This window comes from uncultured Pseudomonas sp., from assembly GCF_913774235.1.
Lineage (GTDB): Bacteria > Pseudomonadota > Gammaproteobacteria > Pseudomonadales > Pseudomonadaceae > Chryseomonas.
Genome location: NZ_CAJYDW010000017.1, coordinates 161,533 through 178,388 on the forward strand (window position 1 = coordinate 161,533; position 16,856 = coordinate 178,388).

General features: G+C 65.2%; 15 protein-coding genes. 10 read left to right on the forward strand and 5 right to left on the reverse strand.

Going from position 1 to position 16,856, the window contains the following annotated elements; genetic code table 11:
- Positions 1-6: 6 nt before the first annotated feature.
- Both QZ471_RS17770 and QZ471_RS17775 read left to right on the forward strand, forming a co-directional pair.
- Complete coding sequence (locus QZ471_RS17770; protein ID WP_295466223.1) at positions 7-699, forward strand: bacteriorhodopsin; 693 nt, start codon at positions 7-9, stop codon at positions 697-699.
- A 2-nt stretch (positions 700-701) separates the two neighbouring features.
- Complete coding sequence (locus tag QZ471_RS17775; RefSeq protein ID WP_295466224.1) at positions 702-1,538, forward strand: Brp/Blh family beta-carotene 15,15'-dioxygenase; 837 nt, start codon at positions 702-704, stop codon at positions 1,536-1,538.
- On the opposite strand, the gene QZ471_RS17780 is transcribed toward QZ471_RS17775, so the two are convergent.
- Both QZ471_RS17780 and proP read right to left on the reverse strand, forming a co-directional pair.
- Positions 1,527-2,006 carry an Lrp/AsnC family transcriptional regulator gene (locus QZ471_RS17780; RefSeq protein WP_295466225.1) on the reverse strand — a complete coding sequence of 160 codons (480 nt, stop codon included), beginning with the start codon at positions 2,004-2,006 and terminating at the stop codon, positions 1,527-1,529. The two genes, QZ471_RS17775 and QZ471_RS17780, sit on opposite strands and share 12 nt — an antisense overlap.
- Before the next feature lie 470 nt (positions 2,007-2,476).
- Positions 2,477-3,925, reverse strand: coding sequence for a glycine betaine/L-proline transporter ProP (gene proP / locus QZ471_RS17785; protein WP_295466226.1), 1,449 nt, complete (start codon positions 3,923-3,925; stop codon positions 2,477-2,479).
- 245 nt (positions 3,926-4,170) lie between these two features.
- On the opposite strand from proP, the gene QZ471_RS17790 reads away from it, so the two are divergent.
- On the forward strand, positions 4,171-5,148 hold the full coding sequence (locus QZ471_RS17790; RefSeq protein WP_295466228.1) for a DUF6515 family protein: 978 nt from the start codon (positions 4,171-4,173) through the stop codon (positions 5,146-5,148).
- 7 nt (positions 5,149-5,155) lie between these two features.
- Here the strand turns inward: QZ471_RS17790 and QZ471_RS17795 are convergent, their stop codons facing one another.
- A complete protein-coding gene (locus tag QZ471_RS17795; RefSeq protein WP_295466230.1) occupies positions 5,156-5,839 on the reverse strand; it encodes a class I SAM-dependent methyltransferase in 684 nt (227 codons plus the stop codon).
- A gap of 1,130 nt (positions 5,840-6,969) precedes the next feature.
- Between QZ471_RS17795 and QZ471_RS17800 the strand changes: the two genes are divergently transcribed.
- Genes QZ471_RS17800 through QZ471_RS17825 form a run of 6 tightly spaced genes read left to right on the forward strand, consistent with a single transcriptional unit; the run spans position 6,970 to position 14,457 of the window.
- A complete protein-coding gene (locus QZ471_RS17800) occupies positions 6,970-7,458 on the forward strand; it encodes a GspH/FimT family pseudopilin (protein ID WP_295466232.1) in 489 nt (162 codons plus the stop codon).
- Positions 7,455-7,979: a type IV pilus modification protein PilV gene (gene pilV, locus QZ471_RS17805; protein ID WP_295466234.1), complete on the forward strand. Its 525-nt coding sequence runs from the start codon at positions 7,455-7,457 to the stop codon at positions 7,977-7,979. The genes QZ471_RS17800 and pilV overlap by 4 nt, the downstream gene beginning before the upstream one ends.
- A gap of 11 nt (positions 7,980-7,990) precedes the next feature.
- Complete coding sequence (locus tag QZ471_RS17810; protein ID WP_295466236.1) at positions 7,991-8,902, forward strand: PilW family protein; 912 nt, start codon at positions 7,991-7,993, stop codon at positions 8,900-8,902.
- The gene (locus QZ471_RS17815; RefSeq protein ID WP_295466238.1) at positions 8,899-9,519 is read left to right on the forward strand and encodes a PilX N-terminal domain-containing pilus assembly protein; all 621 of its coding nucleotides are present in this window, start codon (positions 8,899-8,901) and stop codon (positions 9,517-9,519) included. The genes QZ471_RS17810 and QZ471_RS17815 overlap by 4 nt, the downstream gene beginning before the upstream one ends.
- A 19-nt stretch (positions 9,520-9,538) precedes the next feature.
- Positions 9,539-13,996 carry a PilC/PilY family type IV pilus protein gene (locus tag QZ471_RS17820; protein ID WP_295466240.1) on the forward strand — a complete coding sequence of 1,486 codons (4,458 nt, stop codon included), beginning with the start codon at positions 9,539-9,541 and terminating at the stop codon, positions 13,994-13,996.
- Positions 13,997-14,016: 20 nt separating this feature from the next.
- Positions 14,017-14,457, forward strand: coding sequence for a type IV pilin protein (locus tag QZ471_RS17825; RefSeq protein WP_295466242.1), 441 nt, complete (start codon positions 14,017-14,019; stop codon positions 14,455-14,457).
- On the opposite strand, the gene QZ471_RS17830 is transcribed toward QZ471_RS17825, so the two are convergent.
- Together QZ471_RS17830 and QZ471_RS17835 are read right to left on the reverse strand one after the other, a co-directional pair.
- On the reverse strand, positions 14,454-15,293 hold the full coding sequence (locus QZ471_RS17830; RefSeq protein WP_295466244.1) for a DUF6502 family protein: 840 nt from the start codon (positions 15,291-15,293) through the stop codon (positions 14,454-14,456). The two genes, QZ471_RS17825 and QZ471_RS17830, sit on opposite strands and share 4 nt — an antisense overlap.
- A gap of 128 nt (positions 15,294-15,421) precedes the next feature.
- Positions 15,422-15,565 (reverse strand): hypothetical protein, encoded by a 144-nt coding sequence (locus QZ471_RS17835; RefSeq protein WP_295466246.1) that lies wholly within the window; start codon positions 15,563-15,565, stop codon positions 15,422-15,424.
- 186 nt (positions 15,566-15,751) lie between these two features.
- On the opposite strand from QZ471_RS17835, the gene QZ471_RS17840 reads away from it, so the two are divergent.
- Positions 15,752-16,852: a catalase family protein gene (locus QZ471_RS17840; protein ID WP_295466248.1), complete on the forward strand. Its 1,101-nt coding sequence runs from the start codon at positions 15,752-15,754 to the stop codon at positions 16,850-16,852.
- Positions 16,853-16,856 lie beyond the last annotated feature (4 nt).

Consider the following 16,856-nt stretch of genomic DNA (forward strand, 5'->3'; position numbering starts at 1 on the left):
ACTTCCATGATTCAAACCCCTCTGCTCATCGGCTTCGTCATCATGTCCCTCGCGTCCCTGGTCATCTATGCCAAGGGCGCGCACCAGGGTCCGCTGCGTGGGCACACCCTGGTGCATGCCGCGGTGCCCTTCATCGCTGCCACGGCCTATCTCGCCATGTACCTGGGCGTCGGTAATCTACTCAAGCCGGACGGCAGCATCACCTATGTCGCCCGCTACCTGGACTGGACTTTCACCACGCCGCTGCTGCTGGCCGGCGTGGTGAGCTCGGCCTATCTGGGGGCTCGTGAGCAGGAAGGCCAGGCGGGTTTCGTGGCGGCCATCGTCACCCTGGACGTGGTGATGATCGTGACCGGTCTGGTCGCCTCGCTGGCGCCCTATGGGACGATCAAGTGGGTGTTCTTCGCCTGGTCCTGCGCGGCCTTCGCCGGGGTGCTCTATCTGCTGTGGAAGCCGCTGGCGGCCCTGGCCGGGCAGACGGCGGCGGTCGGCGGGGCCTATCGCAAGAACGTCGGCTTTCTCAGCGTGCTCTGGCTGATCTATCCGGTGGTTTTCGCCATCGGGCCGGAGGGTGTCTGGACGGTGAGCGATGCCGCCACGGTCTGGGCCTTTCTGATCCTCGACGTGCTGGCGAAGGTGGTCTACGCCTTCACCTCGGAGAGCAGCCTACGGACCGCCCTGGCCCGACGCGGCGCCTGAGGATGAAGCGCACGGGACGCGGCTGGCTGGCGTTGCTGCCGGCCGCCGGGTTCGCCAGTGCGATGGGCGGGGCAGGGCAACTGGCCTTCGCCCTCGTGGTAGGCCTGGGGCTCGGACTGCTGCATGGCGCCAGCGACCTGCGCCTGGTCGCACCAGCGCGCCGCCTGGCCTTTCTCGGCTGCTACCTGGCGACGGCCCTGGCCTGCCTGCTGGGCTGGCAACTGGCGGGCGGGGTAGCCCTGCCGCTGTTCCTGCTGCTGTCGGTCTGGCATTTCGCCTACGAAGACGACCTCCTCGCCGCCCGGTTGAGCTCGCTGGCCCTGGGACTCTTCATCGTGGGTGGTCCGGCCATGCTGCATGAGGCGGCTGTCGCCCGGCTGCTGGCGCTGGCCATGGGACCGGATGCCGCTCCAGCTTTAGCGGCTTGGCTGGCCAGGTTGCTTGCCTTGGGCGGGGTGCTGGCGTTACCGATGCTGTTGCTGGCCGCCTGGCAGCGCCGCTGCCTTTGGCTCGCGGCCACGCTGCTGGCGGTGGTGCTGGCACCGCCCCTGGTCGGTTTCGCCCTGGGCTTCTATCTGCTACACGCCGCGGCCCAGACCGGAGTTCGTCAACGACTGCTGGGTACACCCACCTTCATGGCCTATCTGCACCTGACCTGGCCGATCCTGCTGGGCGCGGCCGTCTTCACACTGGCTGGCGGACTGGTTTTCCTGGTGCAGGAGCATACCGGCATTCGCGCGCTGTTCGCCGTCCTGGCGGCCTTCGCCGTGCCCCACATGCTGGTGCTGCCACGCTTTCTCGCGCCTGGCGCCGAGGTCGCGCTGCGTTCAGACGCGTAGGTGATTGAGCGGTAGTTCGGTGCTGGCCAGGATCTGGTTGAGCACGAAACTCGAACGCACGCTGGAGACGCCTTCGATGCGTGTCAGGGTGCCCAGCAGCAGCTGTTGGTAATGCTCCATGTCGGGTACTACCACCTTGAGTTGGTAGTCGGCGTCCATGCCGGTCACCAGGCAGCACTCCAGCACCTCGGGGCATTGGGCGATGACGGCCTGGAAGTTCTCGAAGCGTTCGGGGGTGTGCCTGTCCATGCCGATGAGCACGAAGGCGGTCAGCGATAGCCCGAGCTTCTTGCGATCCAGCAGGGCGACCTGGCGGGTGATGTAGCCGCTGTCTTCCAGTTGCTTGACCCGGCGCGAGCAGGGCGAGGGCGACAGGCCGATGCGTTCGGCCAGCTCCTGGTTGGAGAGGCGCGCGTCGCGCTGCAGTTCTGCCAAGATTTTCAAATCGAAGCGGTCGAGTTTGTCCATTTTTCCTGCCTTGCACTAGCCGATTGCGCTGGATGCTAGTTTTTTAGCCATGGATTGCGCAAGAGGCGGTAAAGAGGGCGTACAACGCAACCCCCTGCCGGCGACAGGGGCGTAAGCTGAACTCAACTTCGATAGCCCGGTAGAGCTGTCCAACGAAGGCGCCCCAGGAGGGCCTTTCGCATCGCCAACGACGGTATCCCGTCCGCCGCGCCCGGGCCCGCCCAGGTCACCATTCCTGGTCGATCGCAGCCACCGTCACGAGCGGTGCGAGAGGACAACGAATTCAAGGGGAGGCCGCGAGGTCTCCCCTTTTCTTTTGGGTGGGGGTTTTGGTGTGGGGCGGGCCCTCACCCCGGCCCTCTCCCAGCGGGAGAGGGGGCGTTTGGGGGAGGTTGGGGTGAGGGGGAAGGGCATCATCGCGGCCATGGGCCGCTCCTACAGTAGGAGCGGCCCATGGCCGCGATTGGCTCTTACGCCTGCCCCGGCGGCTGCTTGTCCACGGTCAGGGGCGCGTCGCTGGCGAGGAATTCCTTGGCTTCTTCTTCGCTGGCCACCGAGGGTGGCGAGCCGCGCAGGGGTTTGCCGGCGGTTTCGCGCACGGTGAGCATGGTCAGGATGCCGATCACCGCCGCGGCCATCAGGTAGTAGGCCGGCACCAGGGGGTCGCCGGTCCTTTCCACCAGCCAGGCGGTGACCAGCGGGGTGGTGCCGCCGAACAGCGACACCGAGATGTTGAAGGCGATGGACAGGGCGCTGTAGCGGATCGGGGTGTAGAACAGCGCCGGCAGGGTGGAGGGCATGGTGCTGGTGAAGCAGGCCAGGGCCATGCCCAGCAGCATCAGGCCGAGGAAGATCAGCCAGTCGTGGCCGCTGCCGATCAGCTTGAGGCAGGGAATCGCCAGCACCAGGATCGCCAGGCAGGCGCCGATGATCATCGGCTTGCGACCCAGGCGGTCACTGAAGAAGCCACCCAGGATGTTGAGCGGCATCATCACCACCATGACGATGAGGATCAGCAGCAGCCCCTTGGTCTCGGCATAGCCCATGGTCACCGCCAGGTAGCTAGGCATGTAGGTCAGCAGCATGTAGTCGGTGACATTGAACACCAGCACCAGGCCGACGCACTTGAGCAGGGCGACGCGATGCAGGGTAAACAGCTCGCGCAGGCTGTGCGCCGGGCCTTCGCCCTTGCCCTCGTTGGCCTCGGTGTGGGCCTTGAACGCCGGGGTTTCTTCCAGCTTCAGGCGCATGTAGAGACCGAGCAGACCCAAGGGCCCGGCGATGAAGAAGGGCACGCGCCACCCCCAGTCGAGCAACTGCTCCTGGGTCAGGGCCGCGGTGAGCGCGGTGACCGTCCCGGCACCGGCGATATAGCCGGCCAGGGTGCCGAATTCCAGCCAGCTGCCCATGCGCCCACGGGTCTTGTCGGTGGCGTACTCGGCGATGAAGGTCGCCGCGCCGCCGTATTCGCCGCCGGTGGAGAAGCCTTGCACCACCCGCGCCAGCAGCAAGAGGGCGGGCGCCCAGATGCCGATGCTCTCGTAGCTCGGGATCAGGCCGATGCTGAAGGTGCCCAGGGCCATCATGATCATGGTCAGGGCGAGCACCTTCTGACGCCCGTACTTGTCGCCCAAGGGGCCGAACACCATGCCGCCGAGCGGGCGGACCAGGAAGGCCACGGTGAAGGTGGCGAAGGTGGCGATCAGCTGGGCGGCGGCATTGCCGTCGGGAAAGAACACCTTGCCCAGGGTGACGGCCAGATAGCCATAGACGCCGAAGTCGAACCACTCCATGGCGTTGCCCAGGGCGGCAGCGCCCACGGCGCGCTTGACCAGGGAGTTGTCGACGATGGTGAGGTCGTCCGGCTTTACCTCATGGCGGCGCTTGAACCAGCCGACGTGATGATGGTGTTTCGACATGTGTTTTCCTCCTTGCGTGGGGCGATAGACCCGAGCGGAGCGCCAGAAGTGCGATGACAGACGGTCATAACTTCGATCTTGGCCCCTGGGTTTAGGCGAAACCCGTGGCAGGAGAGGTGAGCCCTGGCCGAGCGACGCGTCCGGAATGCTGCATTCGCCGCCGAACCAGGCGGCGGGTAACGGTCGGGTCGTGGGCCGGTCCAAGCCTTGAGGTAAGCTGGGCCATTCCTTCAAGGAGCCGCGCGATGAAAGCGCCTGCCGTCCTCTTCGCTCTCGCCCTGCTGGGTGTCGCTACCGGGAGCGCCGCGCCTGCCTGGGCCGACTCCAACTATCGCCTGGGCGGTGGCTATGTGACGCCGCCCCCGGGCGCGGCGCCGCCACCGGCACCGGCCGGCAACGGCGGGGGCTGGCAGGGTGGCGGTCCGGGTAACTGGAACGGCGCGCCGCCGCCTGGCCGTGGTGGTGGACCCGGCCGGGGGGATGCGCCGCCGCCGGAGCGTTGGGGACGTCCCGATCCGGGGCCGCGGCCGGATGTACAGCCAGCCTTCCAGGATCGTCCCGTGCCCCTGCCGCGGCCCGGTTACATGATGCCGGCACCTGCGCAACCGGACTGGAATCCGCCACGGCCGCCCCGTCCCAATCCTGGCTACGATCAGGGCTGGTCGGGCAATCGACCGGGCTGGGGCGCCCATCCGCAGTGGCGACCGGGTTTCGAGGTGCCGGGGATTCCCGCCGGCTTCACCCGCGTCTGGTACCGCGACAGCCAGTACTACTATGCCGATGGCTACTGGTATCGGCCCCAGGGACCACGCTATGTGGTGACCCTGCCGCCGACCGGGGTGCGGGTCAGCGTGCTGCCGGCCTTCGCCGAGACGCTGTGGATGGGCGGCACCACCTATTACTTCGCCGCGGGGAGCTATTACCGCACCGATCCGGGCGGTGGCTTCGTCACGGTGGCCGATCCCACGGTCGCCGCGGTACCGGCCACTTCCGCGGCGCCCACCGGGGCGGGCTACGATGCCTATGACGTCACCGCCTATCCGCTGCAGGGGCAGCCACCGGAACGCTATGCCACGGACAGATACGATTGCCGCCGCTATGCCGCCGGCGACTCGGGCTTCGATCCCGAGCGCCCGGGTGCGGTGGCCGATCCCTACCTGACCCAGCGTTTCCGCCAGGCACTGGCGGCTTGCCTGGCGGGGCGCGGCTACCGGGTGGAGTAGGGCTAGGCTAGTCGTTGGTTAGCTGCACCAGGGTGAACAGCCCGAACGGCGGCACGCTGCTGCGGCTGGCGCGGCGCAGGTCTTCCCGAGACAGGATGGAGCCCATGGCGAAGTCCGGATGCCAGCCCAGCTTGCGCGAGGCCGGGGCCATGGCCTTTTCCGCCAGCAGGCGCAGGCCGCCCTCGGCCTGGAAGTGGTTGACCAGCAACAGGTGGCCGCCGGGTTTCACCACCCGGCGCATCTCCTGCATCAGCTTGCGCGGATTGGGCACCACGGAGGCGACGAACATGGCCACGGCGATATCGAAGGAACCGGTGGGCAGACCGGTTTCCTCGGCATTGGCCTCGATCAGCGCTTCGACGGTCGCGATGCCGTCGCGGGCTACCCGTTCCCGGGCCTTGGCCAGCATGTCGGGTGACAGGTCGATGCCGGTGACGCGCTTGTCCGGCCCGTAGTGGGGCAGGGCCAGGCCGGTGCCCACGCCGACTTCCAACACCCGGGTGCCCGCCAGGGCATTGACCGCCGCCACCGCGCGCTTGCGTCCGGGCGCCGAGACGCCGCCGAATACGCGGTCATAGACATTGGCCCAACGCCGGTAGGCGGAAATGATGGCGGCATTATCCAGTGCGGAATGAGGCGCGGAAGTGTCCGCAGTATTCAGCGAATAATCGATTTTCTTCGAGTCGTGCATAGCGGCCTTGTCATTGTCGGTAGATGAAAGCAGAGGCGGTACGGAGCTAACTCGGAGCAAGTCCGATGGTGGCAAGTGCGCAGCCGTGGCGGAGCGGTGAAACCGCCTTCAACGTGCGCACATTTCGCATAAGACGCAGTCTTGCAGCGGGCTTGCGCCTTGTCGCCAGCGGCCCGCAATCAGGCGGAGAAGCCTCCTTGACCGATTCTGGTCAAGGGTCTGGCTCTTTTTAAAACAATTGCGAAGTCTTTGGCTAGTTATGTCTGAGGGAGTTCTGCGCGAATGAGAAGTTGGTGGCTTTAGCTGTTCTTATTGTTCGAATGTCCAATCAATAAAAATACCGCGTCGAATACCTTTATTAATTCGCGCGTTCAATCAAAGAGCCGGGGCGCAAGCGTTCGAATGTCCTTGCGACTTCCGCTCAGAACAGAGGGCGTTCCTCATCCGACGGATCAGGAGGTGACAGCCTTCGATTGGACGAGAAACCATAGGGGCTTAAGCAAAGGTTAAGCATTACCAATTCAAACTCACCGGTAACGTTAACGTCCGTCTCAGTAAGGTGGACAGCCGGGTGTCGTCAAAATCGTTAGCTGGCTTTTATTACCTATTACAAGTTAATGTCAGTCCCGTTTCAGGTAGGCGGTCAGCCTGCCAGATGCCTTTGGCAGGACGCCTGATGCAGACCGCAGCCTTCTCGCAGGCCTCCGTCAACCCCGCGCTTGCCCAGCAAATCCAGGAAAGTTAAGCCCTACAGGCTGTGTGGAGGCTCGCCCGGTTGCGCTGTCCTGTCTGTCCGAGCGCCATCCGAAAAAATAATTAGCTTGCTACTGAATTGCTGGATTTACTTGTACGAAAGGAAATAGAACCAGCGAAAGCGCTTAGGCCACAGCCGGGCCACCGATCATCATGCTTTAGAGGCCGAATGTCATACGTCTACTGACTTGCGCCGAAAATGGCCGCAGCATGGCGGGAGAATCATTTGCGATAGCCGGTCTGCGGGGCTTGAGGTCCCGGGCTCAGGCTTGGCTATGCGAATGCTCAAGGATGACGGCTGAGCGCTGTTTTGCTGCGGAATTGGACTCCCGGCTAACGCCTTTCGCTTGGGTACGGCAGTCGTGAAGAGAGTGTCATTGCGTAGAACCTGGGGTTTCACCCTGATCGAGATGCTGGTGGTGGTCGCCCTGATGGGGATCTTCGTGGCCATTGCCGCGCCCAGCTTCGCCGGGCTGATCCGCTCCAACCGGGTCCAGGCCGCCGCCGATGAACTGGTGGGGGTATTGCAGTACGCGCGGGGCGAGGCCGTCACGCGGGGCGTGACCGTGACCCTGACGGCGACCAATGCCAACGCCTGGAACGCCGGCTTCACCCTGACCGCCGCCGGACAGACGCTGCCGCTGCGCCGCATCGATGCGAGTGGCCTGCAGAGCGGGGTGACGGTCAGCTCGGGTGCCGCCCAGGCCAGCTTCAGTGCGACGGGCACCAGCGGCACCACGACCAATCAGTGCTTCACCATCTGTTCCGCCGACCAGTCCGGGCAATGCCGTTTCGTCGGGCTCAGCGTGACCGGGCGCATCACTCCGCCCTCGACGACCCGACCGCAGACCGGGGAGTGCTCGTGAGACCCACCCAGTCCGGCTTCAGCATGATCGAGGTGCTGGTCAGCGTGGTGCTGATCTGCGTGGGGCTGCTCGGCATCGCCGCCCTGCAGAGCAAGGCCGTGCCTTTCACCCAGGATTCCGTCCAGCGCAATGCCGCCATCATGTTGAGCAACGATCTGCTCGAACTGGTGCGCAGCCACCCCAACGCGCTCGCCGACTTTCTCAAGGCGCCCGGCGACGACTTCCCCAGCGCACCGAGCAGTTGCCTGCCCACGCCCGCTGCCGCGGCGGACCAGCTCGCCTGCTGGGCAGCCCAGGCGAGTGCGCTGCTGCCGGGCGCTGCGGATCTGCTGAATGGCTCCTTCTATGTCTGCCGCAATGCCACCCCCGGTCTTACCGGCGCGACGGCGTCCTGTACCGGTGGCGACTATCTCGAGATCCAGGTGGCCTGGAGCGCACCCCTCGACAGCTGCCTGGACGGCACCACGACCAGCAGCGGGACCAGCTCCATCTGTACCTATCGCGTACGAACCCGACTCTGAAGGCGCCCGTCATGCTCAACCGTTTCGCGACCGTACCGGTCCGGCAGCAGGGATTGTCCATCGTCGAGCTGATGGTGGCCCTGGCGCTCAGCAGCTTCTTGATCCTCGGTGTCACCGAGCTCTACATCAGCAACAAGAAGACCTATCTCTTCCAGCAGGGCCAGGAACTCAACCAGGAGAACGGGCGCTTCGCCCTGGCGCTGTTGAGCCAGGAGCTGGCCAAGGCCGGTTATCGCCGACGGCCGGACATCGCCGTCACACGGGATTTTCCCGCGGACAGTGGGACGACCACCACCGGTAACGCCCTGGGCTGCAACTTCGCCGCCGGTGCGGCGGTGACGGGCAACGCCACCAGCCTTTGCGTCCGCTACCAAGCCCGTGACGTCCAGGAGACCGATTGCCGGGGGCAGGTCCTCAGTGCCCAATCGACCACCCTGGCCAACAATGCCGATGCGCCCTACGAATATTCCAACACGGCGCAGAATGCGGTGATCGTCGAACGCTTCTCCCTGGCGGCCGATGCCAACGTCACGACCGGCGCGACCAACGAGCGGGCCGGTGCCCTGGTGTGCGCCAGCAACCTGCTGGCCTGTGGCAATGGCACCTGTACCCGCACCAACGGCGACACCACGACCGCGCAGCTCATCGGTGGCGTCCGCGACCTGCGCTTCGACTATGGCGTGGGTGCTGATCGCAGCGTCACCGCCTTCAGCCTCACCCCCGCCGTCAGCGCCGCCAACCTGATCCTCACCGTGCGTTATTCCGCGCTGATGCAGGCGCCCGCCCAGGGCGTGCGGGACAGCAGCGAGACACCGGCGGTCCTGACCCAGTGGAATGGCCGCTATTCGACGTCCTTCACCGGCAACGCCTATCTCTACCAGATCGCCCAGGACACCATCACCTTGAGGAACCTGATGCCATGACCGTCTTGCGCAACCTCGCCGGGCAGCGGCAGCGCGGTGCCTCCTTGCTGATCGCCCTGATCATGCTCCTGTTACTCACGCTCCTGGCGCTGACCAGCCTGCGCGGCGTCACCCTGGAGTCGCGGGTGATGGGGAACATCAAGCAGCAACGCAACCTGCAGAGCGCCGCCGAAACCGCGTTGCGGGCCGGGGAGGGAACGCTCGGCAAGGCCGTCACGGCGCCGGATCTGGCGAGCAGCTGCACGACGACCTTCTGCGTGCCCTATCAGTTGCGCAACAATGCCTACCTCAATGCCGCCGGCACGGCCCTGGGCAGCCAGACGATCGGTACCCGCAGCGTGCCCCTGGGCTACATGACGCCGCTGTTCCGCAACGGCGACCCCAGCGCCACCCTGGACGGCTACAGCATCCTGAGCGCCGGTGCCACCGAGACGCCCAATGCCCGCTGGTATGTGGTCGACCTTGGGCCACTCGACAATGGCAGTGAAGACAATTGCGCCCTGATCGGCTGTGGTACCCGCTACTACGAAGTCAACAGCTGCGCCGGCGTGGGCTGCGCCAGCAGCCAGCCCGGGCAACGGATCACCCTGAGATCCGTCATGACCAAATCCTTCTGATCGGCCGGAGACGCTATTGATGAACGCCCGAGGTCGCCGTCGCTTCCCGCTGCCCCTGCTGCTGCTCGCCCTGGCGACCAGCGCCCAGGCGGTCACCAACTTCCCCACCCAGACGCCGTTGTTCGTCAACAGCGCGGTACCGCCGCTGAACATGCTGGTGGTGGAGCGCGATCACAAGCTCTATGCCCCAGCCTACAACGATGCCGCGGACCTGGATGGCGATGGTGTCCTGGACATCTATTACAAGCCGGGGGTCATCGACTACACCGGTTACTTCGATTCCGCCAAGTGCTATTCCTACGATACCGCCAACGGCTACTTCGTCCCCCAAGGGGCGGGTACGGCGATTTCCAGCGCGCCTACAACCGGTACGCCGAAGAAGTGCGGGACCGGCAACAGCGCCGCGCCCTGGAGCGGGGACTTCCTCAACTACCTGACCACCTCGCGGATGGATGCCCTGCGCAAGGTGCTCTACGGCGGCTATCGCTCGACCGATACCGCGACCAGTACGGTGCTGGCACGGGTCAACGTGCCGGCTGATGCCCATTCCTGGGGCAAGGAATACAATCGGGCCAACGGCTACAACATTTCCGACTATGCGCCCATCAGCACGCCGAGCAGCACCAATACCTACGTGTTGTTCGCCAACACCACCTACAACAGCCAGCCGAGTCTGAGGATCATCCCCAGCACCTCGGATATCCGTATCTGGGGTTGGGTGTCGCGCGAATCGGTGCAGGGGCAGAACACCGCGACCACTACGGCCTTCTCGGACGTCAACCTGTCGGCAACCACGCCCTCGGGCACCCTCACCAGTTCCTCCGGCCGCAACGTCTACAGCTTCAACGTCAAGGTCCAGGCCTGCGTGAGCGGGCTGCTGGAAAGCAACTGCAAGGCCTATCCCAATGGCCAGTACAAACCGACCGGGTTGCTGCACGACTACGGCGAAGGCAACCAGATGTATTTCGGGCTGCTGACCGGCACCTATAACGACAACCTCCAGGGTGGGGTGCTGCGCAAGGCCATCAGTTCCTTCGCCAACGAGGTGGATGCCCAGACCGGCATCTTCGGCGTGGCCTCGGGCAGTGGCCGGAACATCACCTACACCAAGCAGGGCATCATCGCCACGCTCGATGGGATCCAGTACTCCTCGGACAGTAACTGCTCGAGCTGGGCAACGCCCGGCAACGACCTGCCCAATGGCCGGTGCTACAACTATGGCAATCCGCTGGGAGAGATGTCCTACGAGGTATTGCGCTACTTCAGCGGCGCCACGACGCCTACTTCCGGCTATGCCGCCGGTTCGGTGGACAGCGGTCTGGGGCTGCCGGCGGTGACCAGCTGGAGCAATCCCTACAACACCTATCCCTCGTGCTCGAAGCCCTTCCAGACGCTGCTCAGCGACGTGAATCCCAGCTACGACTCGGATCTGCCGGACAGTGCCTTCACCGCCACGTCCGTACCTGCGACGCTCACGGGGTTCAGCAGCCGTACCCTGGGCCAGACCATCTGGGACAACGAGGTAGGCAGCAACCGCAGCATCAACATCGGCGAGGTGGCCGGGAGCGCTACCGACTACGCACCTACCGCCAAGACGGCGAGCGGCTTCGGTAACTTCCGCGGCCTGCCCGACGAACCCACCCGGCAGGGTACCTACAACGTCGCCAGCGTCGCCTACTACGGCAACAAGACCGCCCTGACCACCAGTGGACAAGGGCTGAAGACCTTCGCCGTGGCGCTGTCCTCCACCCTGCCGCGGATCCAGATGACCACCAGCCTCGGGACCCTCACCCTGGTGCCCTTCGGCAAGGTGGTCACTGCGGGCAATACCAAGGATGCGACCGAGCAGATCACCGGCTTCTACGTGGACACCATGGCCAATCTGAGCGGCATGCCGGTGGACAGCAGCAAGAACGGCGGCCGGCCGCTGATCAGTTTCCGCGTGGTCTATGACGATGCCGGCCAGGGCGGCGACTACGACATGGATGCCATCGTCCTCTACACCCTGGCCGCCAACGCCAATGGCACCATCACGGTCACCAGCGATACCCAGTACTCGGTGTCGGGCAATGACTCCCACATGGGCTATACCATGTCGGGCACCACGGCCGATGGCATCTACCTGGAAGTGACCGGCGGTGGGACTTCGTCCAACAGCGGGAACCTGCACTATCCGCTGGATACCCCACCCAACCGCTTGCCCGGGGCCTGTGTGAACAACACGAATAGCTGCCCGGCCTTGCCGGGGCGCAAGAGCAACAGCGTGATGGTAAACGGCAGTACCGCCACCTCCAGGATCTTCACCCCATCGGCCAGCTCCCTGGTCACCAACCTGCAGAACCCCCTGTGGTACGCGGCTAAATGGGGCGGCTACAGCTATTCCAGCAGCAACCCTTTGCCGGTCGCTGGCGACTGGGATTCCAATAGGTCGGGAACGCCCGACAACTATTTCCTGGTGACCAACGCCTCGACGCTCAAGACCCAGCTGTCCAACGCCTTCAACCAGATCCTGCAGAGCAACAGTTCGGTGGCGGCCCCGGCCGTGCTGCCCTATTTGAGCACCACCAATGGCTCGGCGACACGCTACGACAGCTACACCACGTCCCTGAACGCCACCTACTGGAGTGGCGACCTGACCAAGACCACCATCGAGATCACGCCCACCACTACCGGGACAGCGACCAAGACCGCCACCACGGCGTGGAAGGCCAGCGCCCAGATGCCGGGCTGGGCGTCGCGTACCATCAAGATGGCGGCGATACCCGGTACCGGCACCGGGATGCAGGACTTCACCTATGCGCTGCTCTCCGGACGGCGCTATGGCGGCAACGATCTGCAGACCAACCTGGACGCCAACAAGGTCAATTTCCTCAAGGGCGACAACAGCCTGGCCACCTCGAGCTATCGCCAGCGCCAGACGCTGCTGGGCGACATGATCAACTCGGCGCCGGCCCTGGCGGTCGGGGCCCAGTACCTGACCAGTGCAGCCAACGCCCTGGAAAGCGGCGGCGACTACGCGACCTTCAAGACCAACCAGGCCGCCGAGACGCCGATGGTCTACGTAGGGGCCAACGACGGCATGCTCCATGGCTTCAATGCGAATACCGGGCAGGAGACCTTCGCCTTCGTGCCCACGGCGGTAATTCCCAACCTCTACCTGCTGGCCAAGCCGAACTACAACAACGCCACCGCCTCGCAGCACACCTACTACGTAGATGGCTCGCCAGTGATCGCCGACGCCTACTTCGGCAGCGCCTGGCACAAGGTGCTCATCGGCACCCTGCGCGGGGGCGGTCGCTCGATCTTCGCCCTGGACATCACCGACCCGGATGCCATCAAGCTGCTCTGGGAGTTCAGTGGCGAAGCCAGCAATGCCGGCGGCAATAGCCAGACCAGCGCTACCCTGGGCTACAGCTTCGGCACCCCGCTGGTGACGCGCCTGCATACCGGCCAGTGGGCGGTGCTGACCGGCAATGGCTACAACGGCAGCGGCGGTACCGCCTCGCTGCTGATCCTCGACATCGCCACGGGTCGGCTGCTCAAGCAGCTGGATGCCGAGACCACCACCCAGAGCAACGGGCTATTCAACCTCAAGGCGCTGGACGTCAATTCCGATGGGATCGCTGATTACGTCTATGGCGGCGATCTGAAGGGCAACCTCTGGCGCTTCGACCTGCTGAGCAACGGCAGCCTAACGGCCACGGCGACCCTGAACGACTTCAGCGTCGCCTTCGGCGGCCGGCCGCTCTACACCGCGCGCAGCAGCGATACCAATGGCACGCTGCAGCCGATCACGGCACCGCCGTCGGTGGTCAAGCATCCCTCGGGTACTGGCTTCATCGTCATGTTCGGCACCGGCAGCTACTTCACCACCGAGGACAAGACCTCCACCGACCTGCAGACGGTCTACGGCATCTGGGACAAGAACGTCTCGACCCTCGCCACGCCCAACACCACCAGCACCTTGACGGCGCTCCAGCGCAGCAACCTGCAGCAGCAGACCTTCACCTCGGAGTCCACGCTGAACGGGACCAGCGCTCGGGTACTGAGCAATACGACGGTGAACTGGACCACCAGCAGTGGCTGGTACCTGGATCTGCAAAGTAACAACCAGACCCTCGGCGAGCGCGTGGTGAACCCCATGACGGCCAGCGGCCAGGCGTTGCTGTTCAGCACGGTCACACCCAATGCGGATGTCTGCTCCTCGGGCATCACCGGCTGGACCTATGCGGTAGATCCGGCATCGGGTGGGCGGACCGCCTACAACGTCTTCGACCTGAACGGCGACGGTGTGGTAAACAGTCTGGACGGTCTCAACGGAAACGTCGTATCGGGCTTTGGTAGCACTGCCGGCGGCTTTACGCTGTCCAACGACCAGTCTTTTTCCCCTGACTCCAACAAGGATCAGAGAACGATCAGCAAGGGTCCCCAGGCCTCGGGCCGGCAAACCTGGCGGGTGATACCGCAACCGCAATGAGTTCGGGAGACAACAGCAGCATGAACAGCACGCGAGGCTTCACCCTGATCGAGGTGATGATCACCGTCGCCATCGTCGGCATCCTGGCCGCCATCGCCTATCCGAGCTATCAGAGCTACATCCTGCGCAGCCATCGCTCGGAGGGCATGGCGCTGCTCAGCGAGGCGGCGGCGCGCATGGAGCGCTACTACGCGCAGAACAGCACCTATGCCACGGCCACGCCCAGCCGCCTGGGCCTGACCAGCACGGCCAACGCCACCACGGTCAATTCGGCGAACGGCTACTACAGCCTGAGCCTGGGCACCCCGAGCGCGACGTCCTACAGCCTGAGCGCGACGCCGCAGAACGCCCAGGCGAGCGACAGCTGCGGCACCCTGACGTTGGATTCCACCGGCTTGAAGGGCGCTGCAGGTACCACCGCGACCGCCAATGCCGCCACGGTGAGCAACTGCTGGCGCTAATCCTCGCGCGGCTGCACCAAGCCCGCATCCCGACCCTGCTCCACCCGGCAGCCGCCGAAGCCCAGAGTGACCCTCTGGGTGGCGTCGGCCTTGCCGGCGTCGCGGGCTTCGTGTTCCACCACCAGGCGATTCAGGCGGTTGAGCAACTGCATGGATTCGTCGTAGGCGATCTGATAGAGGCTCAGGGTCGAGTCCTGGGTGAGGTTGTGGCCGTAGACCACATGGAAGGTGAAGTCCGGCGCCGCGCGATCCTGCAGGTAGAGGCGCTCGAAGCCGGCCAGCAGGTCGCCGGTGAAGTGGGCCAATAGCCGGCCCGCGCCTTCCTGGCTCTCGGTGCCGCGCAGCAGGGAGCGCGGGGTGAGCACCACCCGGTCTTCCTCGTCGAGGCGGGCATAGCCCTTGCGCAGCCATTCATCCAACACGGTTCGCGCACGGACATCGCTGCCGACGCTGGCCACCAGGGCATCGAAACTCTGTTCCCCACCACGGCGCTGGGTGCGCGGCAGTGGCAGCAGATTACCCTCGGTATCGAGCAGGTCCAGCCGCGAGGTCCAGGCGCTGAGCACCTGCCATTCCAGGCTCGGGGTGCCGCGCGGCTGGTCGGGACTGGCATCGCGCAGGGTGCGGACCTCGCGCCGGGGGAGCCCGGTGAGCACCGAGATGCGGCTGTCGGAGTTGGGTTTGTCGCCTAGGGGTTCGAAGTCCCGCGCCACCTCGAAGTAGGTCTGGCGCAACAGGCGGTCGAAGGTCTGGTAGGTCACGCCGGAGGCGATGGCGATCCGCACCAGTCGACCGATGAGGCTGCGAAGAAGCAAAGGAATCTTGGTGGAAAGCATGCAGGAGAGGCTCGACGCGGATGACGCCCACCCATCTTCGCGGCAGCCAGGGGCGCCGTCAAACCGGCGGTGTCTTCGGTGGACCTGGCGAGAAGCGCGACGGGCCCGGCCCGCCGCCTTCTGGGGAGTCAGCCGGGCGTACCCGATTCGGTCTGGCCGGCCACATCCGGGTCATCGGGAAACTCTTCCGGCTCCATGTCGGCGTAGGGCAGCTCTTCGGGCGGTGGGGTGTTGCTGGGGTTGTCATAGGTCTTGCGGTCGGCGTCGCTCATGGTGGTCTCCCGTGGTCGTCGCAGATATCGAACCCGTCTGGAAGGCGCCGTTCCCGGGCGCGGGCGAGCGGTAGGCCACGGCGACCTTGCGTCGGCGCTGGCTGGGCTGGCCGAACGCCATCAACCCGGGGCGGGTCAACCGCACAGACCGTCTCGTTCGGATGACGGCGCCCGAGGATTCCCGTGATGACCACACCCACCGCTGTCCATCCGTTGCCGTTCCAACCCGCCTTCGAGCAGGTGCCGGACGATGAAGCCGATACCATCCGCGAGATGGTCCAGGCCATGAGAGACATCGCCGAGACCACCTACGCCAACGGCGGCCATGCCATTCGCAGCGTCCACGCCAAGAGCCACGGACTGCTCACTGGCCGGGTGACGGTACTGGACGGCCTGCCCCCGGGCTATGCCCAGGGCGTCTTCGCCACGCCTGGCAGCCATGCGGCGGTCTTGAGGTTCTCCACCAATCCGGGCGACATCCTGCCGGACAGCGTGTCCACGCCCCGGGGGCTGGCACTCAAGTTAATCGATGTACCTGGCGAGCGCCTGCCCGGTAGCGAAGGGCAGGTGACCCAGGATTTCGTCATGCAGAACGCGCCGGCCTTCACCGCGCCGGACCCCAAGACCTTTCTCAAGACGCTCAAGCTGCTGGCCAAGACCACCGACCGCGGCGAAGGCGTGAAGAAGGCACTCTCGGCGGTGCTGCGCGGTACTGAGAAGGTGGTGGAAGCTTTCGGTGGCGAGAGTCCGACGCTGAAGAGCCTGGGCGGTCACCCGGAAACCCACATCCTGGGCGAGACCTTCTACACCATGGTGCCCTTTCTCTACGGGCCCTATTTCGCCAAGCTCAGCGTGGTGCCGGTGGCGCCCGAGCTGACGGCCCTGACCGACGCGCCGGTCGAGGTCAATGGCGAACCCGATGGCTTGCGCGAGGCGGTCAAGGCGCACTTCGCCCAGCACGGTGGCGCCTGGGAGATTCGCGTGCAGCTGGGCGTCGACATCGAGCAGACGCCCATCGAGGATGCCTCGGTGGTCTGGCCGGAAGAGCTGACGCCCTATGTCACCGTGGCCCGTCTGGAGGTACCGCCGCAGCCGGCCTGGAACGAGGCCCGCTCGCGGGCGGTGGACGATGCCATGGTGTTCAGCCCCTGGCACGGCCTCGCTGCCCACCGGCCGCTGGGCGGGATCATGAGATCACGACGGCCGGCGTACGAGATGTCGTCCCAGTTCCGCAGCGAACGCAATGGCTGCCCGCTGCACCATCCGCGTGGACCGCTGGAGTTGTAGCAGG

What these genes read in the sequence shown, in the direction of transcription:
- QZ471_RS17810 (WP_295466236.1), top strand. Translation starts at nt 7,991, where the DNA reads ATGCTCAACCGTTTCGCGACCGTACCGGTCCGGCAGCAGGGATTGTCC.
- QZ471_RS17840 (WP_295466248.1), top strand. Translation starts at nt 15,752, where the DNA reads ATGACCACACCCACCGCTGTCCATCCGTTGCCGTTCCAACCCGCCTTC.
- QZ471_RS17770 (WP_295466223.1), top strand. Translation starts at nt 7, where the DNA reads ATGATTCAAACCCCTCTGCTCATCGGCTTCGTCATCATGTCCCTCGCG.
- QZ471_RS17780 (WP_295466225.1), bottom strand. Translation starts at nt 2,006, where the DNA reads ATGGACAAACTCGACCGCTTCGATTTGAAAATCTTGGCAGAACTGCAG.
- QZ471_RS17795 (WP_295466230.1), bottom strand. Translation starts at nt 5,839, where the DNA reads ATGCACGACTCGAAGAAAATCGATTATTCGCTGAATACTGCGGACACT.
- proP (WP_295466226.1), bottom strand. Translation starts at nt 3,925, where the DNA reads ATGTCGAAACACCATCATCACGTCGGCTGGTTCAAGCGCCGCCATGAG.
- QZ471_RS17775 (WP_295466224.1), top strand. Translation starts at nt 702, where the DNA reads ATGAAGCGCACGGGACGCGGCTGGCTGGCGTTGCTGCCGGCCGCCGGG.
- QZ471_RS17835 (WP_295466246.1), bottom strand. Translation starts at nt 15,565, where the DNA reads ATGAGCGACGCCGACCGCAAGACCTATGACAACCCCAGCAACACCCCA.
- QZ471_RS17830 (WP_295466244.1), bottom strand. Translation starts at nt 15,293, where the DNA reads ATGCTTTCCACCAAGATTCCTTTGCTTCTTCGCAGCCTCATCGGTCGA.
- QZ471_RS17825 (WP_295466242.1), top strand. Translation starts at nt 14,017, where the DNA reads ATGAACAGCACGCGAGGCTTCACCCTGATCGAGGTGATGATCACCGTC.
- QZ471_RS17815 (WP_295466238.1), top strand. Translation starts at nt 8,899, where the DNA reads ATGACCGTCTTGCGCAACCTCGCCGGGCAGCGGCAGCGCGGTGCCTCC.
- QZ471_RS17820 (WP_295466240.1), top strand. Translation starts at nt 9,539, where the DNA reads ATGAACGCCCGAGGTCGCCGTCGCTTCCCGCTGCCCCTGCTGCTGCTC.
- QZ471_RS17790 (WP_295466228.1), top strand. Translation starts at nt 4,171, where the DNA reads ATGAAAGCGCCTGCCGTCCTCTTCGCTCTCGCCCTGCTGGGTGTCGCT.